Source organism: Andreprevotia lacus DSM 23236, from assembly GCF_900176275.1.
GTDB classification, from domain to species: Bacteria; Pseudomonadota; Gammaproteobacteria; order Burkholderiales; family Chitinibacteraceae; genus Andreprevotia; species Andreprevotia lacus.
In genome coordinates, this window is sequence record NZ_FWXD01000016.1 from 22,451 (window position 1) to 37,283 (window position 14,833).

Genomic DNA, 14,833 nt, shown 5'->3' on the forward strand with positions numbered 1-14,833 from the left:
CACAACACGCCAGCCCCCGGCTTGGCCGGGGGCTTGATGCCATGTCAAACAGCAACGACAAACAGCAAAAAAGCAGGCGCCTAAAGGTCAGTTACCGCCGTCTCAACCCGCGCCAGCCACAGCTGGTTCAGGATCACCGACGCGTAATAGCCCTTCCAGCCCACATAACCCTTCTGGCCCAGGATGTCGCTCTTGTCGATCTGGTCCGGGTTGATGATCTTGGGCTCGACCGCGCCACGGCCCTTGAGCGGCACGTGCGCATACGCGCTCTGGCCCACCACGATGATGGGGTAGACATCGGCGCTGGTGCCCGAGGTCGACTTCATCGTGCCCTTGGCGCCGCCGGTATCGGCCCACGGCGTCAGCATCGGCGAGGCAATGAAGCGGACGTTCTCCACCGTGCCCAGCTCGAACTCGCTCACCGGCTTGCGGTTGCCGTACGAGGCCACCGGCACGAAGCCGGCCAGGTTGCGCACATCGGCCGACACATCGGTATGGCAGAACGCGATATAAGCCGCCTCGATGCCGCGGGTGGCATAGTTGGGCGAGGCATCCAGCATCTTGGTCACCGGCTGCGAGCGGTTGCTCTGCAGAAAGCGCACCACTGCGCGCAGCTTGTTCAGCGTGATCGGCGTGTTCACCGCATTGCGCGCCGCGCCGTTCACGTAATAGACCGACGTACCGGCCTTGAGCACGCCGTAGCACACCGCTTCCATGGTGTCGGCAATCTGCTTGCCGGCGATGTCGCACGCGTCATTGAGCACCGGGTCTTCGCACAGGTCGGCGATCTTGTCGGTGATTTCGATGATGTCGCCGTACTGCTGGATCTGCACCGATACATCGCTGTAGCTGATCGGCTTGGTGGTGGGCGATACGCTCTCGGTCAGCGGCGTGGTGGCCGGCGCCAGCAGGTTGGGGCGGCGGAACTTGATGTTGTCCGCCTTGTTCTTCGGCAACGGTTTGGTATCGCCAAAGAGGTTGAGTACCGTCACCACCGCCGCCGTATCCAGCATCTTGGCTTCGGCATAGGTATTGGTACGTTGCGAGATCGCGGTGTAATTGGCACCTGGCATCGTGAAACATCCTTATCAATTTCGCCGCTGTTTGTTCAGCTGATTGGCGAAGTGGGAAAAGAGGGCTTCCGGGTCATCGGCCACCTCGTCGGCGGCAGGGTTGCGGCGCGTCGGCGGCGTGGCGGACTGCGCCAGCTGCTGCCGGCGTTGGGCAATCACCCGGGAAACCTGCGCAGAACGCGCGGTGTGGTTGTCGAAGTTGACCAGCAGCGCCATGGCATCGCTGGCGTCCGAACTGGCGGCCAGTGCGCGCACGCCAGGCGGCTGGTGCTGCAGCCAGTGGGCAAACTCCGGCCGGGCAATCTCGTTGCGCCAGCCGGGGCGTGCCTGATCCAGCGCCTGCGCCTGCAGCGCCTCGTGGTCATGGTGAATGGCCACGATTTCCTGCTCGATGCGCGCACGCTCCTCCTGCGCCCGCCACACCTCATGCTGCTGCATGTTGTGCACTGCCTTGGCGATCACCGGAAAATCGTGATTCAGCTCGGCCAGCTCGTCCTGCCGCACGAACTCCTGCGGCTGCACGTGGCCCAGGCGTTTTTGCAGCGCGGTCAGCCGCCCCTGGTCGGACGCCAGCCGGCGCTGCACCTTGGACAGCTCGTGCTGCAGGCGCACCTGCTCTTCGTCGCTCTGGTCATCCTGCTGCTGGCCGGCCGCAGCCGGCCGGGCCGACTCGCCGGCAGGCAAGCCGTCGCCGCTGGCGCCCTCATGCGGCACGTCGGCGGCGGGCTGTACGGGCTCGCCGGCGTTGAGTGCGTCGCTGAAAGCGGCAAAATCGGCATCGGCCTGCGTATCGAGCGGGTCGTGCGTCAGGTCTTCATACACTTCGGACATGCTGTTTCCTCGTCAGATCACGGACGGTGGGTGCCGGCAAAAAGCGGGCATGAAAAAACCGCCTTGCGGCGGTGGATGGGTGCCTGCACTGCCCAGGGCCAGTGCAGACTGTGCGTGGTTCAAACCACAGCAAGCGCCCGGCAAAGACGAGTGCTGCTGCGGATATCAATACATCCCGCCATCCCCTCCGGGCGGGGGCGGCGGGCTTGCGGCGGCGGCCGGCAGCTCGGCCAGCAAGCGGCGCAAGATGGCAATCTGGCCGCGCAGCTCGGCGCTGACGAGCTCGGGCAGGCCGCTTTGTTCCAGCCGGGTGCGCAGCCGTTCGATCTGCTGCGCGCAATAGGCGCTCACGTCATCCCATTCCGGCGTTTTCATATGCCCTGCCCGCCGTTATGAATGGCATAGGCCAGCTCGGCGTTCTGGCGCTGGTTTTCCGCATCGATCTGCAGGCGGATGTTGTCCGACTGCGCTTGTGCCTGCGCCAGCGACAATTGCTGGCGCACGCCCAGCTCGGTCAGCTTGCCGTGCGCGGCCTGCGCCGCCAGCTCGCGCTGCAGCGCCAGCTTTTGCATGTGCAGCTGTGCATCAAGCTGTTGCTGTGCCTCATCGTGCTGCAACTGCATCTGCAGCCGCTCGGTCTGGCCTTGCTGCGCGAGCTGCGCCGCGGCAATGCGCGGATCGGGCGGCGGCGGTTGTTGCGGGGGCTGCTGCTGCGTGGCCTGGTGCAGCTGCGCGATCTGTTGGTCGCTCAGCACAAAGCGCGCCTCCAGCCCCAGCAGGCGGAACAGCTCGCCCAGCATTTCCAGATGCTTGCCCGACTGCACCATCTCCGGCACCTGCGAGGCCATCTGGTAGGCCTGCATCAGGCGCTGGATCTGCTCGTCGCGCTGCATCAGCGCCGCCGTGCCGCGCGCAATCACCTGGAAATCGCCCTTGATGTCGGCGCGCTGGTTGTACTGCATGTTCCAGTTGTACCAGCGCGTGATCAGCGGCTTGGTGATCTCGTCGTCAAAGTTCTTCACGATGCGGCGCAGCACCGTATTGGCCGCGTTGATCAGGATGGTCATGCCCTGCGCGGTCTTGGTGGCCGTACCCTGCTGGCCGGCGGCAATCTGCGGCAGGCTGGTTTCCTCGTCGGTCAACAGGCGCGACAGGTTGAACAGCTCCAGCAGCGGGCCGATATTGCACGGCACGTCGAAGAAGTTGATCGCGCCGCGCACGTCGGCGTTCAGCTCGTCGGTATCCACATACCAGGTCTTGCGCGGCCGTACCGACCAGTTGCCGTCCTCGGGCTTCACCACCCGCTTGTTGACGATGGCCTGCACGCCGGCCGCCAGCCCGCCGTTGTCCATCAGCATGCGCCAGGCTGCATTGGCCGATGCCTGGCTGCCGCGCATCAGGCGCGGAATGCCGATGCCGAACAGCGACACATCCGAGCGCTCCAGCACGAACACGCTGTACGGCCGCTCGCCCGCCTCGTGCGGGTTCATGATGGCCTTCACCACCGTACCGTTGACGAAGGTCACGATCACGTCCAGATCGATCAGCTCGGCCGCATCGCCCTCGGGCAGATCAAAGCCGCAGGCGCGCCAATCCTCGACGCTGAGTGCGCCGTGGTACTCCCACACCTCGTAGCGGTTTTGCGTGGTTTCGCTCAGGCCGGCAATGCGGCGCAGCTCGCCCAGGTGGCCGGTAGTCACGCTCATGCGCTCGGCCCCGCCGGCCAGTATGCTGGCCACGCGGTCGGCCATCACGCCGGGCTGGCGTGACAGGTGGCGCATCTGCCGGGCCGTCAAAAACGAGCGCTCGAAAATGAAATCGCAATCCTCGATGCGCAGCGCCGAGGCATCGGGAAAGAAATCCCACAGGTTCACCATGCGCAAGGTGGGCTGCAGCGCGGTGCTGGGCCGGCCGACGTGCACCGTGGTGGCGCCGTCACTCAGCGGCTCCCAGCTCACGCGCTGGCGCGCTTCCACCACCGGCCCCTTGAGAATGCCGGTGCCGTAGATCGCCGCCTGCTCGATCACGTCGCGCAATACGCCGGCGTAATTGGCCTGATCCAGCTGATCCTGCATCTCTTCGGCCATGGCGCGGCAGCGCTTGTCGGCAATGCTGCGCGCCAGTTCTTGCGCCTGTTCGGGCGTGAGCTGCGCCGGGTCGACCTGCATGGCCTGCAGCTCGTCGGCATACAGCAGCAACTCGGGGCGCGGCGTGGCGTGCACGCCGTAGTTGGTATCGTCGGTCGGCAGCAGGATGTCGCACAGCCGGCCGATCAGCGTATTCACCTTGGGCCGGGTCAGGTTCACAAAGGCCTGGCTGCCGCCGACGCGGTCGATGCGTGCCAGTGTCTCGCGGTCATATTGCGAATTGAACTGGCGCAGGTCATCCAGCCAGCGCGCCTCCAGCGTGCTGCGCCTGGCCACCGTCTCTTCGGCCAGCTTTTGCAGGGTGCCGCCCAGCATGTCGATCGCGTCGTCGCGTTCGCGCTGCTGCTCCAGCAGCGCCTGCGGGTCGAGCACGGCGGTGTCCAGTTCCAGCAGCAAGGCCGGCGCAGCGCCGGCCAGGCCGCCCGGCAAACCCGGTGCAGCAAATGCGTTATCCATGTGTCTCCATTACCCCGGGCTGCGATGCACGCGGGTGAGTGATTCAACGGGTGTCTTTGCCCGCCACCGATGCGTGGCGGCGGCGAGGGCGGGGGCGGGGGCGGCATGCAGGGCAGGCCATGCATACCGACAATGGATGCCCTCCCTGCGAGCCACTGACGAGCGGAGCGAGGCGCCCTCGCGGCGGCGAGGGCGGGGGGCGTGGCATCAAGCAGACGCGCGCTCAGTACCCCGAGTACGCATCCCCCACCAGCGGCTGCCCGCCGGCCGGCAGCTGCGGCCTGGGCTTGGTGATGGCCTTGCGGCGCATCATCCACGCGTAGCGGGTGGCGCTCAGCCGGTCGTCGTTGCGCTTGACGATGCGGCCCTGCTCGTCGCGGTGATACAGGCGGAATTCGAACAGCCAGTCCTCCAGGTGCGAAAACACCTTGAAGCGGCCGGTCTGCATCATTTCCAGCATTTCCAGGCAGCCCGCCTCCACGCTGTTGCTGCCATCGGCAAAGGTGGCGCGCTCGCGCAGCAGCGGCAGCCCCTGGCGGCGATACTGGTCGGCCAGCGTCTCGCCGGTGCCCTTCTCGTGGTTCAGGCCGTCGTGCGGCCACGCCACCGGAATCCAGCTGCCGCGCGGCTTGATCGCGGCAGCGTGCACCAGCGGCGTCGTCTCGCGCTCGGCATAGCAGTCATACACATAGACCGTATCGCTATCGCGGTCCCACGCCAGCCACACCGCAGCAAACGGGTGATCCCAGCCAAAATCGATGCCGCAGATGCGCGGCCAGTGCGGCGGCAGGCGGAACGGCGTGCACAGCAGCGATTCCTCCGCCACCGGAAACACCCGCCCGCGCCCCATGGTGGGCGTGCCGCGCGTGCGTGCATTGCGCTCGTGCACCGGGTAGCTGGCAATGATGCGCGCGCGCTCCTCGGCGCTGTAGTGATCCACATCGTCGATGGTCATGTTGATCACCACGCAATCGTCGTTGAACGGCGTGGGGTAAAAGCGCATCACCGTGCTGGACATGCCCAGCAGCGGCGTAAAGGTCAGATACACCAGCCCGCCGGTGGCATTGGTGCGGGTGATCGCCTCCATATAGATATCGTGCGGCGGCTCTTCATCCAGCCACACCACGTCGACGGTATCGGCCTGCCACTTGCTGCGGCCCTGGTCATAGCTGTTGAGCTGCAACACCGACTGCCCGCCGCTGGCGTGCTTCACCACGATGGACGACACCGCATCGGGCACGCCCGGCTTGGATGCCACCTTGACGATGGCCGCCTTGGGGATATACCCCGTGCCGTGGCGCGCCTTATCCTCGGGCGGGCCCAGCAGCAGGCGTTGCACGCCCTTCTTGGTCAGCTCGGCCGATTCCGACCCGCACATCGCGCGCACCGGGCGATCAAAACGCCGCCCCTGCCACCAGTCCGGGTACTCACCCGTCAGGTGCATGGCCATTTCTGCCGCGCCGGCATAGGTCTTGCCCAGCTGGTTGCCGGCCATGAACAGCCGCTCGCGGTAGCGCCCGCCCGCATCATGAAACGCGCGCTGGCGTGCATACGGCTGGTAATGCTGCAGCAAATGCTCGCGGCGGCGGCGGTCCAGCTCCTCCAGCAACAACAGCAGATCAAGCGTCGCCAAGGGCGTTGTCCTCCAGCAAGGCGCGCACGCGCTCGTGCAGCTGCGCCTGCGTCAGCCCCGCATACGGGTTCTGCTCGCGCGGCTCGTCCACACTCAGCGCCTGCCGCTCCACATTCACCAGCTTGGCCAGCACCGTGGTCAGCTCGTTCAAGGTACCGGCATGGCCCGGCAAGGCCACCGCCCGCTGCATGCGCGTGCGGCGCGTGGCCGCCTTGTCATCCTGCGTATCGGCCTCGATGTCCGCCTCGATTTCGGCGCGGCACAGCATGCCCTGCTCCAGATCGTCGAACAGCCGTTCCAGCAGCGCCCGGCCCCGCGCCGCCAGCTTCAGATGATTGCTCACCAGCGCCACCGCGCGGTTGCTGGCATCCTCGACAATCTCGGCCGCGCTGCCGCCCGCCACCGGCCCTGCCTGCAGCTTGGCGCGCGTGGCCTGCTGAATCTGCCCGGTCAAATCGGGCACCACGCCGTGCTGCTTGAAATAACGCCCCAGCGACGTCGCCGGAATCGCCGTCTCCAGCGCAATGCGCGCCACCGGCATGCCAGCCCGACGCAGCGCCACCGCCCCATCCCAATCACGGGCCGTTTTGTTGCCGGTCATAAGCATCCCAAAAGAAAAACCCCGCCAGCGCGGGGCAACCGTACAAGCGCTCTGCCTTGAAATGGACACAGCAATTGCACACTAACGAAATGGAGTTTAACAGCGGACTGATGCATATTCAGGTGTGTAACACATGATGAATGCACAGCGCCCAATACATGTGCAAGGCAGCTTGTTTCCTTGCGATGGCGGGTATCTTGATGCTGACTTGCTCACCAGATCAGCGCTACCACTGCACTGCAGACGCAGCAATTGCACGGTAGCAAAACAGAGTTTAGCAGTTTACCAATACACCATCAAGTGTGTAATATATGCCGAATGTGTGTAGCACCTACACCAAGGCAGTGATGCACAGGCCGTCAATCGCACAGTGAACTGGCCTTGCATCGCTCAATGCAAGATTCAGGAATGGCCGACGATGTCCCCAAGCTTTCGCACCTGCAAACCACCTCGCGATGGTTCATATTGAGAAGGCTGCAGCAGGCTGGTCATGGCGATTTGAAACGAGGAGCAACGGTGAAAGTAACGATCAATAATTTAGACGTCGACGACATATTTCTTACTGTGACCGATCTCAATTCAGGCAGCGACAAACCCATTCTTGTGCGCGCGCAACTGGACTACGGCCAGCATCAGCTGCTGATGGTTGTTGCAGACCAAGCCGGTAGAGGACAAATCGAGTGGGTTGCCGAAGCGGCCAAAACACATCGAGCACGCATCGAGACGGTTTCCTTCAATGCCGGGGAAATCATCAGCGTGAAAACCTGATCAATCTCGCAAACCGGCGCAGCGCGCCAGCGCTCAAAGCAGGCGCGCCAGCTGCTCGCGTTGTTCCACCAGAAAATCGATCAGCGCCCGTATCTTGGCGGGCATTTGTGCGCGTGAGGGGACATACAGATAAAAGCCCGGAAACGGCGGGCACCACGGCGCGCGTCAACGATGGCTACAACTGGTTCGGCCGCCAGCCGGAACAGGTCTTGTCCTACCTGGCCAGATACGTGAATCAAGAGCCGCCAACAAAACCCGGCTGGCTGCGTTGTACTCACTTGCCGTGCGTCTTGTACTGTCTGCGTTTCGCACGCCTTGTCAGCACCATTCCACTGGGTTTTGTTAGCCGCTCTAAACACCCGCCCGCACCCAGCGGGCACCCCGGCCAAGGCCCCGGTCTAGCCGGGGTGCCCCTGCCAGCCCAAGCCCCCGGGGCGTAGGGCGCAATGAGCAACGCGAATTGCGCCGCAGGAACAACGCCCAAGGCAACATCACCCCCGCAGAAACCCCGGCGCAATGCGCTGCGCTTAGTACCGCTAACAAAGCACTGCTGGCGGCGTTGTGTCGCTGGCCGTACGCCTTGTACTGTCTCGTTTCGCATGCCTTGCCAGCACCGCCAAGCTGAATTTTGTTCGCGGCGCTTATTGCCCCCTGCGCCACTACACCAGTTCAAGCAAGCAGCCGCAGCCCCCATCACGCCGGCATCACCGTGCAACGGCCAGCACCACTCCAAACACCACAGCCCACACCGCCACGATGCACATCACGCCGATACCCAGCGGCTTGCCCCGGCACGGGTAATCCTTGCCCCAGCGCTCCTTCACCTGGCATACGGGCGGTTGGCCACGAAATAGCACACCAGCGGATACAAAACATCCAAAGCCTTGCCATCACCAACACATACAAAATCAAATATTACATCACACTTGTATTATTGTAATTTATTGTTAGGATTTGGATACGCACGTGCGCCAAGCATGCCGCAACAGGACGACCGTCCTGCGGCGTCGGTACCCGTCATTGCCCGCACCCGCAACCCAAGAGATTGCAATGCAGATCGCCGCCAACTGGCTCCCCGCCAGCGCCACCGTCATCGATACGACAGCCAAAACACTGCCGGCCAATGCCGACGTACAAGCGGCAGTGGAAAAGCTGCACACGCTGCCCGAGGGCACGCCGCAGGGCACCACGGCGCAAACGGTGGAATACACGGACGAAGAACGCACACAATGGTTCAAGACGCATATTTCAGACCCGCTGAACAATGCACGCACTTCGCTGGAAACCATCAAGGTTCGCCTCGATGCCCTGCAAAAGAAACTCAACCAGCAGCGCCCCGATCTCGCCCATGCCCAGTGGGATTTCGCGCTCAAGGGCGGCAAGCTCAGCGTGGTCAGCAATGATCTGTCCGATCAGGACAAGGCCTGGCTGGAAGGCCGCCTGAATGCCGACAAAACCATGCAGCAGGCGGCCAGGACATTCAGCGATGCCGCCATAGGCCGCTATCAGCAAACGCCAGACAACCTGCGGGTGGCCACGCGCTTCAATGCCAACAATGAATATGCCACGGCCAGGCAGCAAATCGACGACGGCGCGCTGCGCCTGAAAGCCATCATGGCCGATTCCACCAATCTGGGCCGGCGCGGCCAGCAAAAAGTGGACGACGGCCACTACTACAACGCCATTTTCGTCGTGGGCGATTACCTCACCCCGACGAAAATCGATACCTACGCCTGAGCACCATGCAGATTCCGGCTAGCTACAGCTTCATCGCCACCACCAGCCCGCTGCCCAAGGCCAGCAAGGTGCTCGCGCTGCCGCCCGATCCCGACGCGCAAGCGCCCCCCCAGGGCGCAATAAGAGCCGCTAACAAAACCCAGTGTAGCGGTGCTGGCAAGGCACGCGAAACGCAGACAGTACAAGGCGTACGGCCAGTGAGCGTAACGCCGCCAGCAGGGTTTTGTTAGCGGCTCCAAGCAACGCGCATTGCGCCGCCAGCACCGCAAAACCGTCCGCCTGCGCATCACGCCGGCATCACCTTGCAACGGCCATCACCAGTCCAAACACCACAGCCCACACTGCCACGATGCACAGCACGCCGATGCCCAGCGGCTTGCCCCAGCCCCGGCGCGGATAATCCTTGCCCCAGCGCTCCTTTACATACTTGGCATGCGGCCGGTTGGCCGCGAAATACCACACCAGCAGATATGGAAAAGCCAGCTGCGGAATGGCCAGCATGACCAGCACAACCAGCGCGCTGACGATCACCCACACTTTGGCCCGTCTTGCTTCCTCCTCGTCACCGATTGCCACCCAGTTCTTGTAGCCCAGGATGGCGCCAAACACCGGCGTGAACAGCAGGCTCCAGTTGCCGGCAGCGTCGGGGTTCCACAGCGCGGGGGCCTCACCGCCCTGCAACGGCGCGGTGCTCAGGTCGGCTTTTGAGGGTGCATAGATATTGTCAGTCATCGGGTCTCGCGGGCTGGGGCGCTTCAAAAATAAGCGTAGCCATTATAAGTAAAGGCATGCCGCTGCGCAGAACAAACTTGCCATTTTTGTCAGTCATTTCAGCAACATACTGATATGCTGTACAGCTATTGGCGACAGGCTGGCAGTACCTGGTACGCCATCGGGCAGCGTACCGGCACGGCGCGCTGCGCACCCCGGCAGTCCTGCACAGCGAGGGCAACATGATCTACGTTACCATCCGCAACAGCGGCTTCGACCCGTTTACCCTGTGGGTCTATGACGGCATGGACAGGCCTGGCAGTCCGCCCATTCTGACCAACACACTGCTCAATCCCGGCCAGCACGTGCGCGTGATGGCGCGCCAGAACAGATACGGCCAATGCTTCCTGTCCTGCACCGCGGACGACACGCGCACCGGATTTTCCCGCACCCAGGTACTGATGCAGCCCAGCAACCCCGTCATCGACTTCCAGTTCTGGCCACGCCTTACCACCCGCACTCCTGCGCTGCCGCAGCCGGGCTGAGCCACGCTGTGCCGGCCATCCCCGGCCCATACGGCAGCACCACCAGCAACGTTAGCAACACCAAAAAGAGGACAACATGCTTGGCGTTTCCTTCCGCTACAGGGGGGCCAGCAGCATCAGCCTGTCAGCCCATGACGGCAATGCACAGGGGCACGCGGCCATCCTGCTCTCGGGCGTTCATTTGCTCCCCTTCAAGCCAGTCTTGGTGCGCCCGCGCCTGGATCGCTTCGCCCACTGCAGCATCTTCTGGTCGGCAAGAGACCTCCGCACCGGGCACGTCAAAACCGGCCATGTCACCGGCCCCTGGATACAGACCGTCGACATATGGCCTTTCTAAGCACGGCTCACAAAGCGCTGCTGGCTGTGCTCACTGGCCAGTACGACAAGTGAGCGTAACGCCGCCAGCAGGGTTTTGTTGGCGGCTCCAAAGAGAGAACAACATGCTTGGCATCACCTTCCGCAACAGAGGGCCCTTCAATATCAGTCTGCTGGCCAACGACGGCTATGCACGCGGAGCAGCCTCCCTGCTGCTCACGGACGCACATCTGGGCCCCAACCAGACCATTGTGGTACGTCCGCACCTGAATGGGCTCGCTCAATGCTACATTTCCTGGTCGGCAAGAAACCTGCAGACAGGGCATGTCAAATTCGGTCAATACAGCGGCTTCTCGATGCACACCATCGACATCGGGTACTTCTAAGAGCCGCTAACAAAACCCAGTGTAGCGGTGCTGGCAAGGCACGCGAAACGCAGACAGTACAAGGCGTACGGCCAGTGAGCGTAACGCCGCCAGCAGGGTTTTGTTAGCGGCTCTAAGCACCCGCCTGCACCAGCCAGCGCAGCGGCGCGCGCCGATGTATCACCTGCCGCTGGTGTATGCTGAACGCATCATGAGCACCCCGCATACCATCGCCCCCGGCGACGCGATTGCCGCGCTGGCCACCGCCGCCGGCCTCAGCGCCGAAGCCGTCTGGACCCATGCCGACAACGCCGCGCTGCGCCGCCAGCGCGAGGTACCGCAACAGCTGCAGCCGGGCGATGTGGTGCGCATTCCGCAGGCCGAGGCCAAAGCCGTGGCGGCTGCCACCGGCCAGCGGCACATGTTCCGCCGCCATGGCGTGCCGGCGTTTTACCGCGCGCGCATCCTGGCGCACGATGGCACACCGCGCGCCAACGAGGCCTTTGTGGCCGATGTCGACGGGGTGGCGCAGCAAGGCAGCACCGATGGCGACGGCAAGCTGGAAATCCCGCTGCCCTGCGGCGCAAAGCAACTCACGCTCACGCTGGACAGCGACGGCCGGCAGATCAGCATTGCGCTGGCCCACCTGCAGCCGCCCGCCAACGCCACCGGCACGCAAATGCGCCTGCGCAATCTGGGCTACGTGTTGGGCGACGAAGACGGCGCCCCCGGCATGCTCACCCGGCTGGCGCTGATCGATTTCCAGGTGCAGCATGATTTGCCCGTTACCGGCGAAGACGACGCCGCCACGCGCGCTGCACTGGCGCAGGCGCACGATTTTCGCAGCTAAGCTGCCGCCAACCCTGCTGGCGGCGTTATGCTCACTGGCCTTGGGGCCGGGGCTCTATCTACGCTTCGCCTGCCTTGCCAGCACCGCTACACCGGGTTTTGTTGGCGGCGCCAGGCGCTGCCGCGCGCCATCAGCGCGGCAGCAACACCCCGCTCATTTTGTTTTGGGGTGAATTTCCAGATCCAGCAGCACCGGCACGTGATCGCTCACCTCCTTCACGCCATTGAGCACTTGCTGCAGCTGTGGATTGCCGCCGCCACCGCTCACCGGCACCACCAGCTCCTGAAAGCGGTCTACCGCGCCATCGTCAAAGAACTTCACCTTGAACAGCGGCCGCAGCGACTTGGGCATCAAGAACTCGAACAGCGGAAAACACCAGCCGCCAAAGTTGCGGGGCTGCAGCAGGCGCGCGTCGCAGCTTTTCGGGGTCAGCAAGGCAATCTTGTCGTAGGCCGCACACTGAAATGCATTGGTTGATGACCACATGCCCGCAGCAAAGTGCTCTTCAACACAGGGCTTGATCTTGGCACGCATCGAGGTGCGTGCCAGGTCCACCCCCTCCAGCCAGTGGCAATCGCCCATCACCTTGTGCATCAGGCCATCAAACTCGCTGAAAAAACGCGCCATCAGCTGGCGGTTGTTGTCCAGCTGCACGTTGTAGGCCAGCTCGCTCCACCTGTCGAACAGCGCCTCGGCCTCTTCGTCACTGTCGGCTTCTTCTATCTTCTTGGCATAATTGATTTCTTGTTTCACGTCGCCCACCTCGGTGTCGACATTGAAATCACCGGCAAATACCGTCTCGCGCGGCCAGGCAATCTTGGCGAAATTGGCAATCGCCAGCGGCACCTTCTCGCCATGGTGCGGCGCGGGGGCGTGAAAGGCGATCATGTCCAGCAACCAGTCCTCATCCACCTTGCCGCAGGTGCGGCCCAGCCGGCTGCCGCCCAGCTTGAACGTTACCCGCGCCGGCGCGCGAAATCCCGTCTCGGGCCACTCGACCCGGCTGTTGCCGGCGTCCTTGTGGATCAATTCAAAGGCCTGCACCGCCACGCCATCGGTGCGGTAGAAAAACGCATAGGTTTCGCTCTCGGTATGGAGCGCAGGGTCTAGCAGCAAACCCCAATTGCTGTGGGTAATCTGCTTGAGGCACTCGAAAATCCGCAGCACCTCCTTCTTGCCGGTGGGCACGCCGGTTCTGTGCTGCTCGGCAATCGCCAGCTTGGTTTGTTCCCACTCGTCCAGCTTGCGCAGGTATTCGTCATGCGCATCCTGCGCCTTTTGCGTCAATGCTGCGCCCCGGGTGCGGCGCGTTTCGCGTGGCAAGGGCGGCGGTTCGGGCTTTTTGGGCAAATGCGCCGCCAACTTCACCTCGAGCAAGGCGCAAATGTCCGGCGCCGCCTCGGCAATCACGCAGGCAATACGCAAGATGGCCATATCGCTGCGCTGCGCGCCGCGGCTGGGGCCGCCGCCCAGATCCTGCAAATTCCACGACATCACCCGCAAGGGCTTGGGCGGCGGCAGCACGATGGTGTCGCCCACACCGGTCGATTGCGCATCCACCCCGCTGCCGCTGGCTTTCACCACCGGCCCCTGCGGCGGCGGCAGATATTCGTGCAGCGGATCAAGCGGCTGCGGCTTTTTCAGCCGGTTCAGCTCGCTCTGCCGGTAGGCCATATAGGTTTGCATCTGCTGCTCGAACGCCCAGCGCTTGTCGATGCGCACCGAGCCGGGCGGCGGCTGGCCCAGATCATCGCAGGCCAGCACCTTGGGCAGTCCCTCCGTATCCAGCTCGAACGACAGCGCATGCCAGGTGCAATCGGGGCAAAGCCATTGGGCCTTGCATGCCTTGCACAGATAGGGCTTGCGGCTCTCGTGATACGCGCACGTACCCAAGCCCGCTGAAGCGGCGCCGCATGCTTCGCACTGCTGCACATCCATGATTAACCCCTTTCTTGGCGCCGCCAATAAAACCCTGCTGGCGGCGTTACGCTCACTGGCCGTACGGCCCGGTACTGCCTGCGTTTCGCGTGCCTTGCCAGCACCGCTACGCCGGGTTTTGTTCGCGGCGCTTGGCCAGCCGCTGCAGGCAAAAACCCAGGTGGCTGCCCGGCTTGTCCAGCGCCGGCGCGCGCGCAAAGCCGGTTTTCTGCAACACGCGCAACGACGGCGCATTGCCCGGCGTCACCACCGTGGTCAGCAACTGCAACTCCGGCCCGGCAAACGCCAGCTGCACCGCCAACCTGGCCGCCGCTGTGGCATGCCCCATGCCGCGCGCCGGCGCGGCAATCCAGTAGGTCAGCTGCGCCTGCGCGCCGCGCCGCACCACCAGCCCCACCTGGCCGACGAACTCGCCATTGCCATCCAGCACCGCATACCAGTTACCCAGCTGCCGCTCTGCATCCAGCAGCTGGCGCACCAGCAAGGCCGCCGCGCCGTACTCGTGCGCCATTCGCCCCACCGGTATTGCACGCAACGACGGATGCAGCACCGCCTGCGCCAGGGCAGCGGCATGCGCCTGCGTCATGGGGCAAATGCGGGTAGCGGCTGGGGGCGGCTGATCTGGCATGGCACTCCGGCATGGCGGGCCACAACGGGGGCCAGCCGCAGGCACTGTAGAACACCCCCGCAGGCCAAACAAGCCACCATGCCCCCGGTATAAAGAAGCCATAAAATTTGCCGCAACAGGTTTGCATCCCGCCGGGGCCGGCAAATAATCAGCTCAGGAGGACGGCCTACACGTTCCCGCCGCCACAGTGAAGGCGTCGGGCTAAAGCCGAACCGCATCATGCATACCGCAATTT

General features: G+C 63.8%; 15 protein-coding genes. 6 read left to right on the forward strand and 9 right to left on the reverse strand.

The window, feature by feature from the left end; translation table 11 throughout:
- Positions 1-80: 80 nt before the first annotated feature.
- From B9A19_RS13815 to B9A19_RS13840, 6 genes are all read right to left on the reverse strand, one after another.
- On the reverse strand, positions 81-1,073 hold the full coding sequence (locus B9A19_RS13815; RefSeq protein WP_084091393.1) for a N4-gp56 family major capsid protein: 993 nt from the start codon (positions 1,071-1,073) through the stop codon (positions 81-83).
- Positions 1,074-1,088: 15 nt separating this feature from the next.
- On the reverse strand, positions 1,089-1,904 hold the full coding sequence (locus B9A19_RS13820; protein WP_084091394.1) for a hypothetical protein: 816 nt from the start codon (positions 1,902-1,904) through the stop codon (positions 1,089-1,091).
- 165 nt (positions 1,905-2,069) lie between these two features.
- The gene (locus B9A19_RS13825) at positions 2,070-2,279 is read right to left on the reverse strand and encodes a hypothetical protein (RefSeq protein WP_084091395.1); all 210 of its coding nucleotides are present in this window, start codon (positions 2,277-2,279) and stop codon (positions 2,070-2,072) included.
- Positions 2,276-4,507 (reverse strand): portal protein, encoded by a 2,232-nt coding sequence (locus B9A19_RS13830; protein WP_084091396.1) that lies wholly within the window; start codon positions 4,505-4,507, stop codon positions 2,276-2,278. Before B9A19_RS13830 ends, B9A19_RS13825 begins: the two co-directional genes overlap by 4 nt.
- A 223-nt stretch (positions 4,508-4,730) precedes the next feature.
- A complete protein-coding gene (locus B9A19_RS13835) occupies positions 4,731-6,140 on the reverse strand; it encodes a terminase large subunit domain-containing protein (RefSeq protein ID WP_217807067.1) in 1,410 nt (469 codons plus the stop codon).
- Entirely contained in the window at positions 6,127-6,741 is a 615-nt protein-coding gene (locus B9A19_RS13840; protein WP_084091397.1) for a hypothetical protein, read from the reverse strand. The genes B9A19_RS13835 and B9A19_RS13840 overlap by 14 nt, the downstream gene beginning before the upstream one ends.
- Before the next feature lie 408 nt (positions 6,742-7,149).
- Between B9A19_RS13840 and B9A19_RS13845 the strand changes: the two genes are divergently transcribed.
- Positions 7,150-7,509 carry a hypothetical protein gene (locus tag B9A19_RS13845; RefSeq protein ID WP_084091398.1) on the forward strand — a complete coding sequence of 120 codons (360 nt, stop codon included), beginning with the start codon at positions 7,150-7,152 and terminating at the stop codon, positions 7,507-7,509.
- 1,050 nt (positions 7,510-8,559) lie between these two features.
- Entirely contained in the window at positions 8,560-9,246 is a 687-nt protein-coding gene (locus B9A19_RS13850) for a hypothetical protein (protein WP_084091399.1), read from the forward strand.
- 297 nt (positions 9,247-9,543) lie between these two features.
- On the opposite strand, the gene B9A19_RS13855 is transcribed toward B9A19_RS13850, so the two are convergent.
- Complete coding sequence (locus B9A19_RS13855; protein WP_084091400.1) at positions 9,544-9,978, reverse strand: hypothetical protein; 435 nt, start codon at positions 9,976-9,978, stop codon at positions 9,544-9,546.
- 221 nt (positions 9,979-10,199) lie between these two features.
- On the opposite strand from B9A19_RS13855, the gene B9A19_RS13860 reads away from it, so the two are divergent.
- From B9A19_RS13860 to B9A19_RS13875, 4 genes are all read left to right on the forward strand, one after another.
- Positions 10,200-10,502 (forward strand): hypothetical protein, encoded by a 303-nt coding sequence (locus B9A19_RS13860; protein WP_139798843.1) that lies wholly within the window; start codon positions 10,200-10,202, stop codon positions 10,500-10,502.
- A gap of 76 nt (positions 10,503-10,578) precedes the next feature.
- Entirely contained in the window at positions 10,579-10,839 is a 261-nt protein-coding gene (locus B9A19_RS13865; protein ID WP_084091402.1) for a hypothetical protein, read from the forward strand.
- 103 nt (positions 10,840-10,942) lie between these two features.
- Entirely contained in the window at positions 10,943-11,203 is a 261-nt protein-coding gene (locus tag B9A19_RS13870) for a hypothetical protein (protein ID WP_084091403.1), read from the forward strand.
- A gap of 190 nt (positions 11,204-11,393) precedes the next feature.
- Positions 11,394-12,032, forward strand: coding sequence for a peptidoglycan-binding protein (locus B9A19_RS13875; RefSeq protein ID WP_217807068.1), 639 nt, complete (start codon positions 11,394-11,396; stop codon positions 12,030-12,032).
- A gap of 153 nt (positions 12,033-12,185) precedes the next feature.
- Here B9A19_RS13875 and B9A19_RS13880 read toward each other — a convergent pair whose 3' ends face one another.
- Together B9A19_RS13880 and B9A19_RS13885 are read right to left on the reverse strand one after the other, a co-directional pair.
- Positions 12,186-13,970 carry an endonuclease/exonuclease/phosphatase family protein gene (locus tag B9A19_RS13880; RefSeq protein ID WP_084091405.1) on the reverse strand — a complete coding sequence of 595 codons (1,785 nt, stop codon included), beginning with the start codon at positions 13,968-13,970 and terminating at the stop codon, positions 12,186-12,188.
- A 106-nt stretch (positions 13,971-14,076) separates the two neighbouring features.
- Positions 14,077-14,556 carry a GNAT family N-acetyltransferase gene (locus tag B9A19_RS13885; RefSeq protein ID WP_176216940.1) on the reverse strand — a complete coding sequence of 160 codons (480 nt, stop codon included), beginning with the start codon at positions 14,554-14,556 and terminating at the stop codon, positions 14,077-14,079.
- Positions 14,557-14,833 lie beyond the last annotated feature (277 nt).

Excerpts from the sequence above, each read along its gene's own strand:
- B9A19_RS13815 (WP_084091393.1), bottom strand. The coding sequence starts at position 1,073 with ATGCCAGGTGCCAATTACACCGCGATCTCGCAACGTACCAATACCTAT.
- B9A19_RS13820 (WP_084091394.1), bottom strand. The coding sequence starts at position 1,904 with ATGTCCGAAGTGTATGAAGACCTGACGCACGACCCGCTCGATACGCAG.
- B9A19_RS13825 (WP_084091395.1), bottom strand. The coding sequence starts at position 2,279 with ATGAAAACGCCGGAATGGGATGACGTGAGCGCCTATTGCGCGCAGCAG.
- B9A19_RS13830 (WP_084091396.1), bottom strand. The coding sequence starts at position 4,507 with ATGGATAACGCATTTGCTGCACCGGGTTTGCCGGGCGGCCTGGCCGGC.
- B9A19_RS13840 (WP_084091397.1), bottom strand. The coding sequence starts at position 6,741 with ATGACCGGCAACAAAACGGCCCGTGATTGGGATGGGGCGGTGGCGCTG.
- B9A19_RS13845 (WP_084091398.1), top strand. The coding sequence starts at position 7,150 with ATGGCCGACGATGTCCCCAAGCTTTCGCACCTGCAAACCACCTCGCGA.
- B9A19_RS13850 (WP_084091399.1), top strand. The coding sequence starts at position 8,560 with ATGCAGATCGCCGCCAACTGGCTCCCCGCCAGCGCCACCGTCATCGAT.
- B9A19_RS13855 (WP_084091400.1), bottom strand. The coding sequence starts at position 9,978 with ATGACTGACAATATCTATGCACCCTCAAAAGCCGACCTGAGCACCGCG.
- B9A19_RS13860 (WP_139798843.1), top strand. The coding sequence starts at position 10,200 with ATGATCTACGTTACCATCCGCAACAGCGGCTTCGACCCGTTTACCCTG.
- B9A19_RS13865 (WP_084091402.1), top strand. The coding sequence starts at position 10,579 with ATGCTTGGCGTTTCCTTCCGCTACAGGGGGGCCAGCAGCATCAGCCTG.
- B9A19_RS13870 (WP_084091403.1), top strand. The coding sequence starts at position 10,943 with ATGCTTGGCATCACCTTCCGCAACAGAGGGCCCTTCAATATCAGTCTG.
- B9A19_RS13875 (WP_217807068.1), top strand. The coding sequence starts at position 11,394 with ATGAGCACCCCGCATACCATCGCCCCCGGCGACGCGATTGCCGCGCTG.
- B9A19_RS13880 (WP_084091405.1), bottom strand. The coding sequence starts at position 13,970 with ATGGATGTGCAGCAGTGCGAAGCATGCGGCGCCGCTTCAGCGGGCTTG.
- B9A19_RS13885 (WP_176216940.1), bottom strand. The coding sequence starts at position 14,556 with ATGACGCAGGCGCATGCCGCTGCCCTGGCGCAGGCGGTGCTGCATCCG.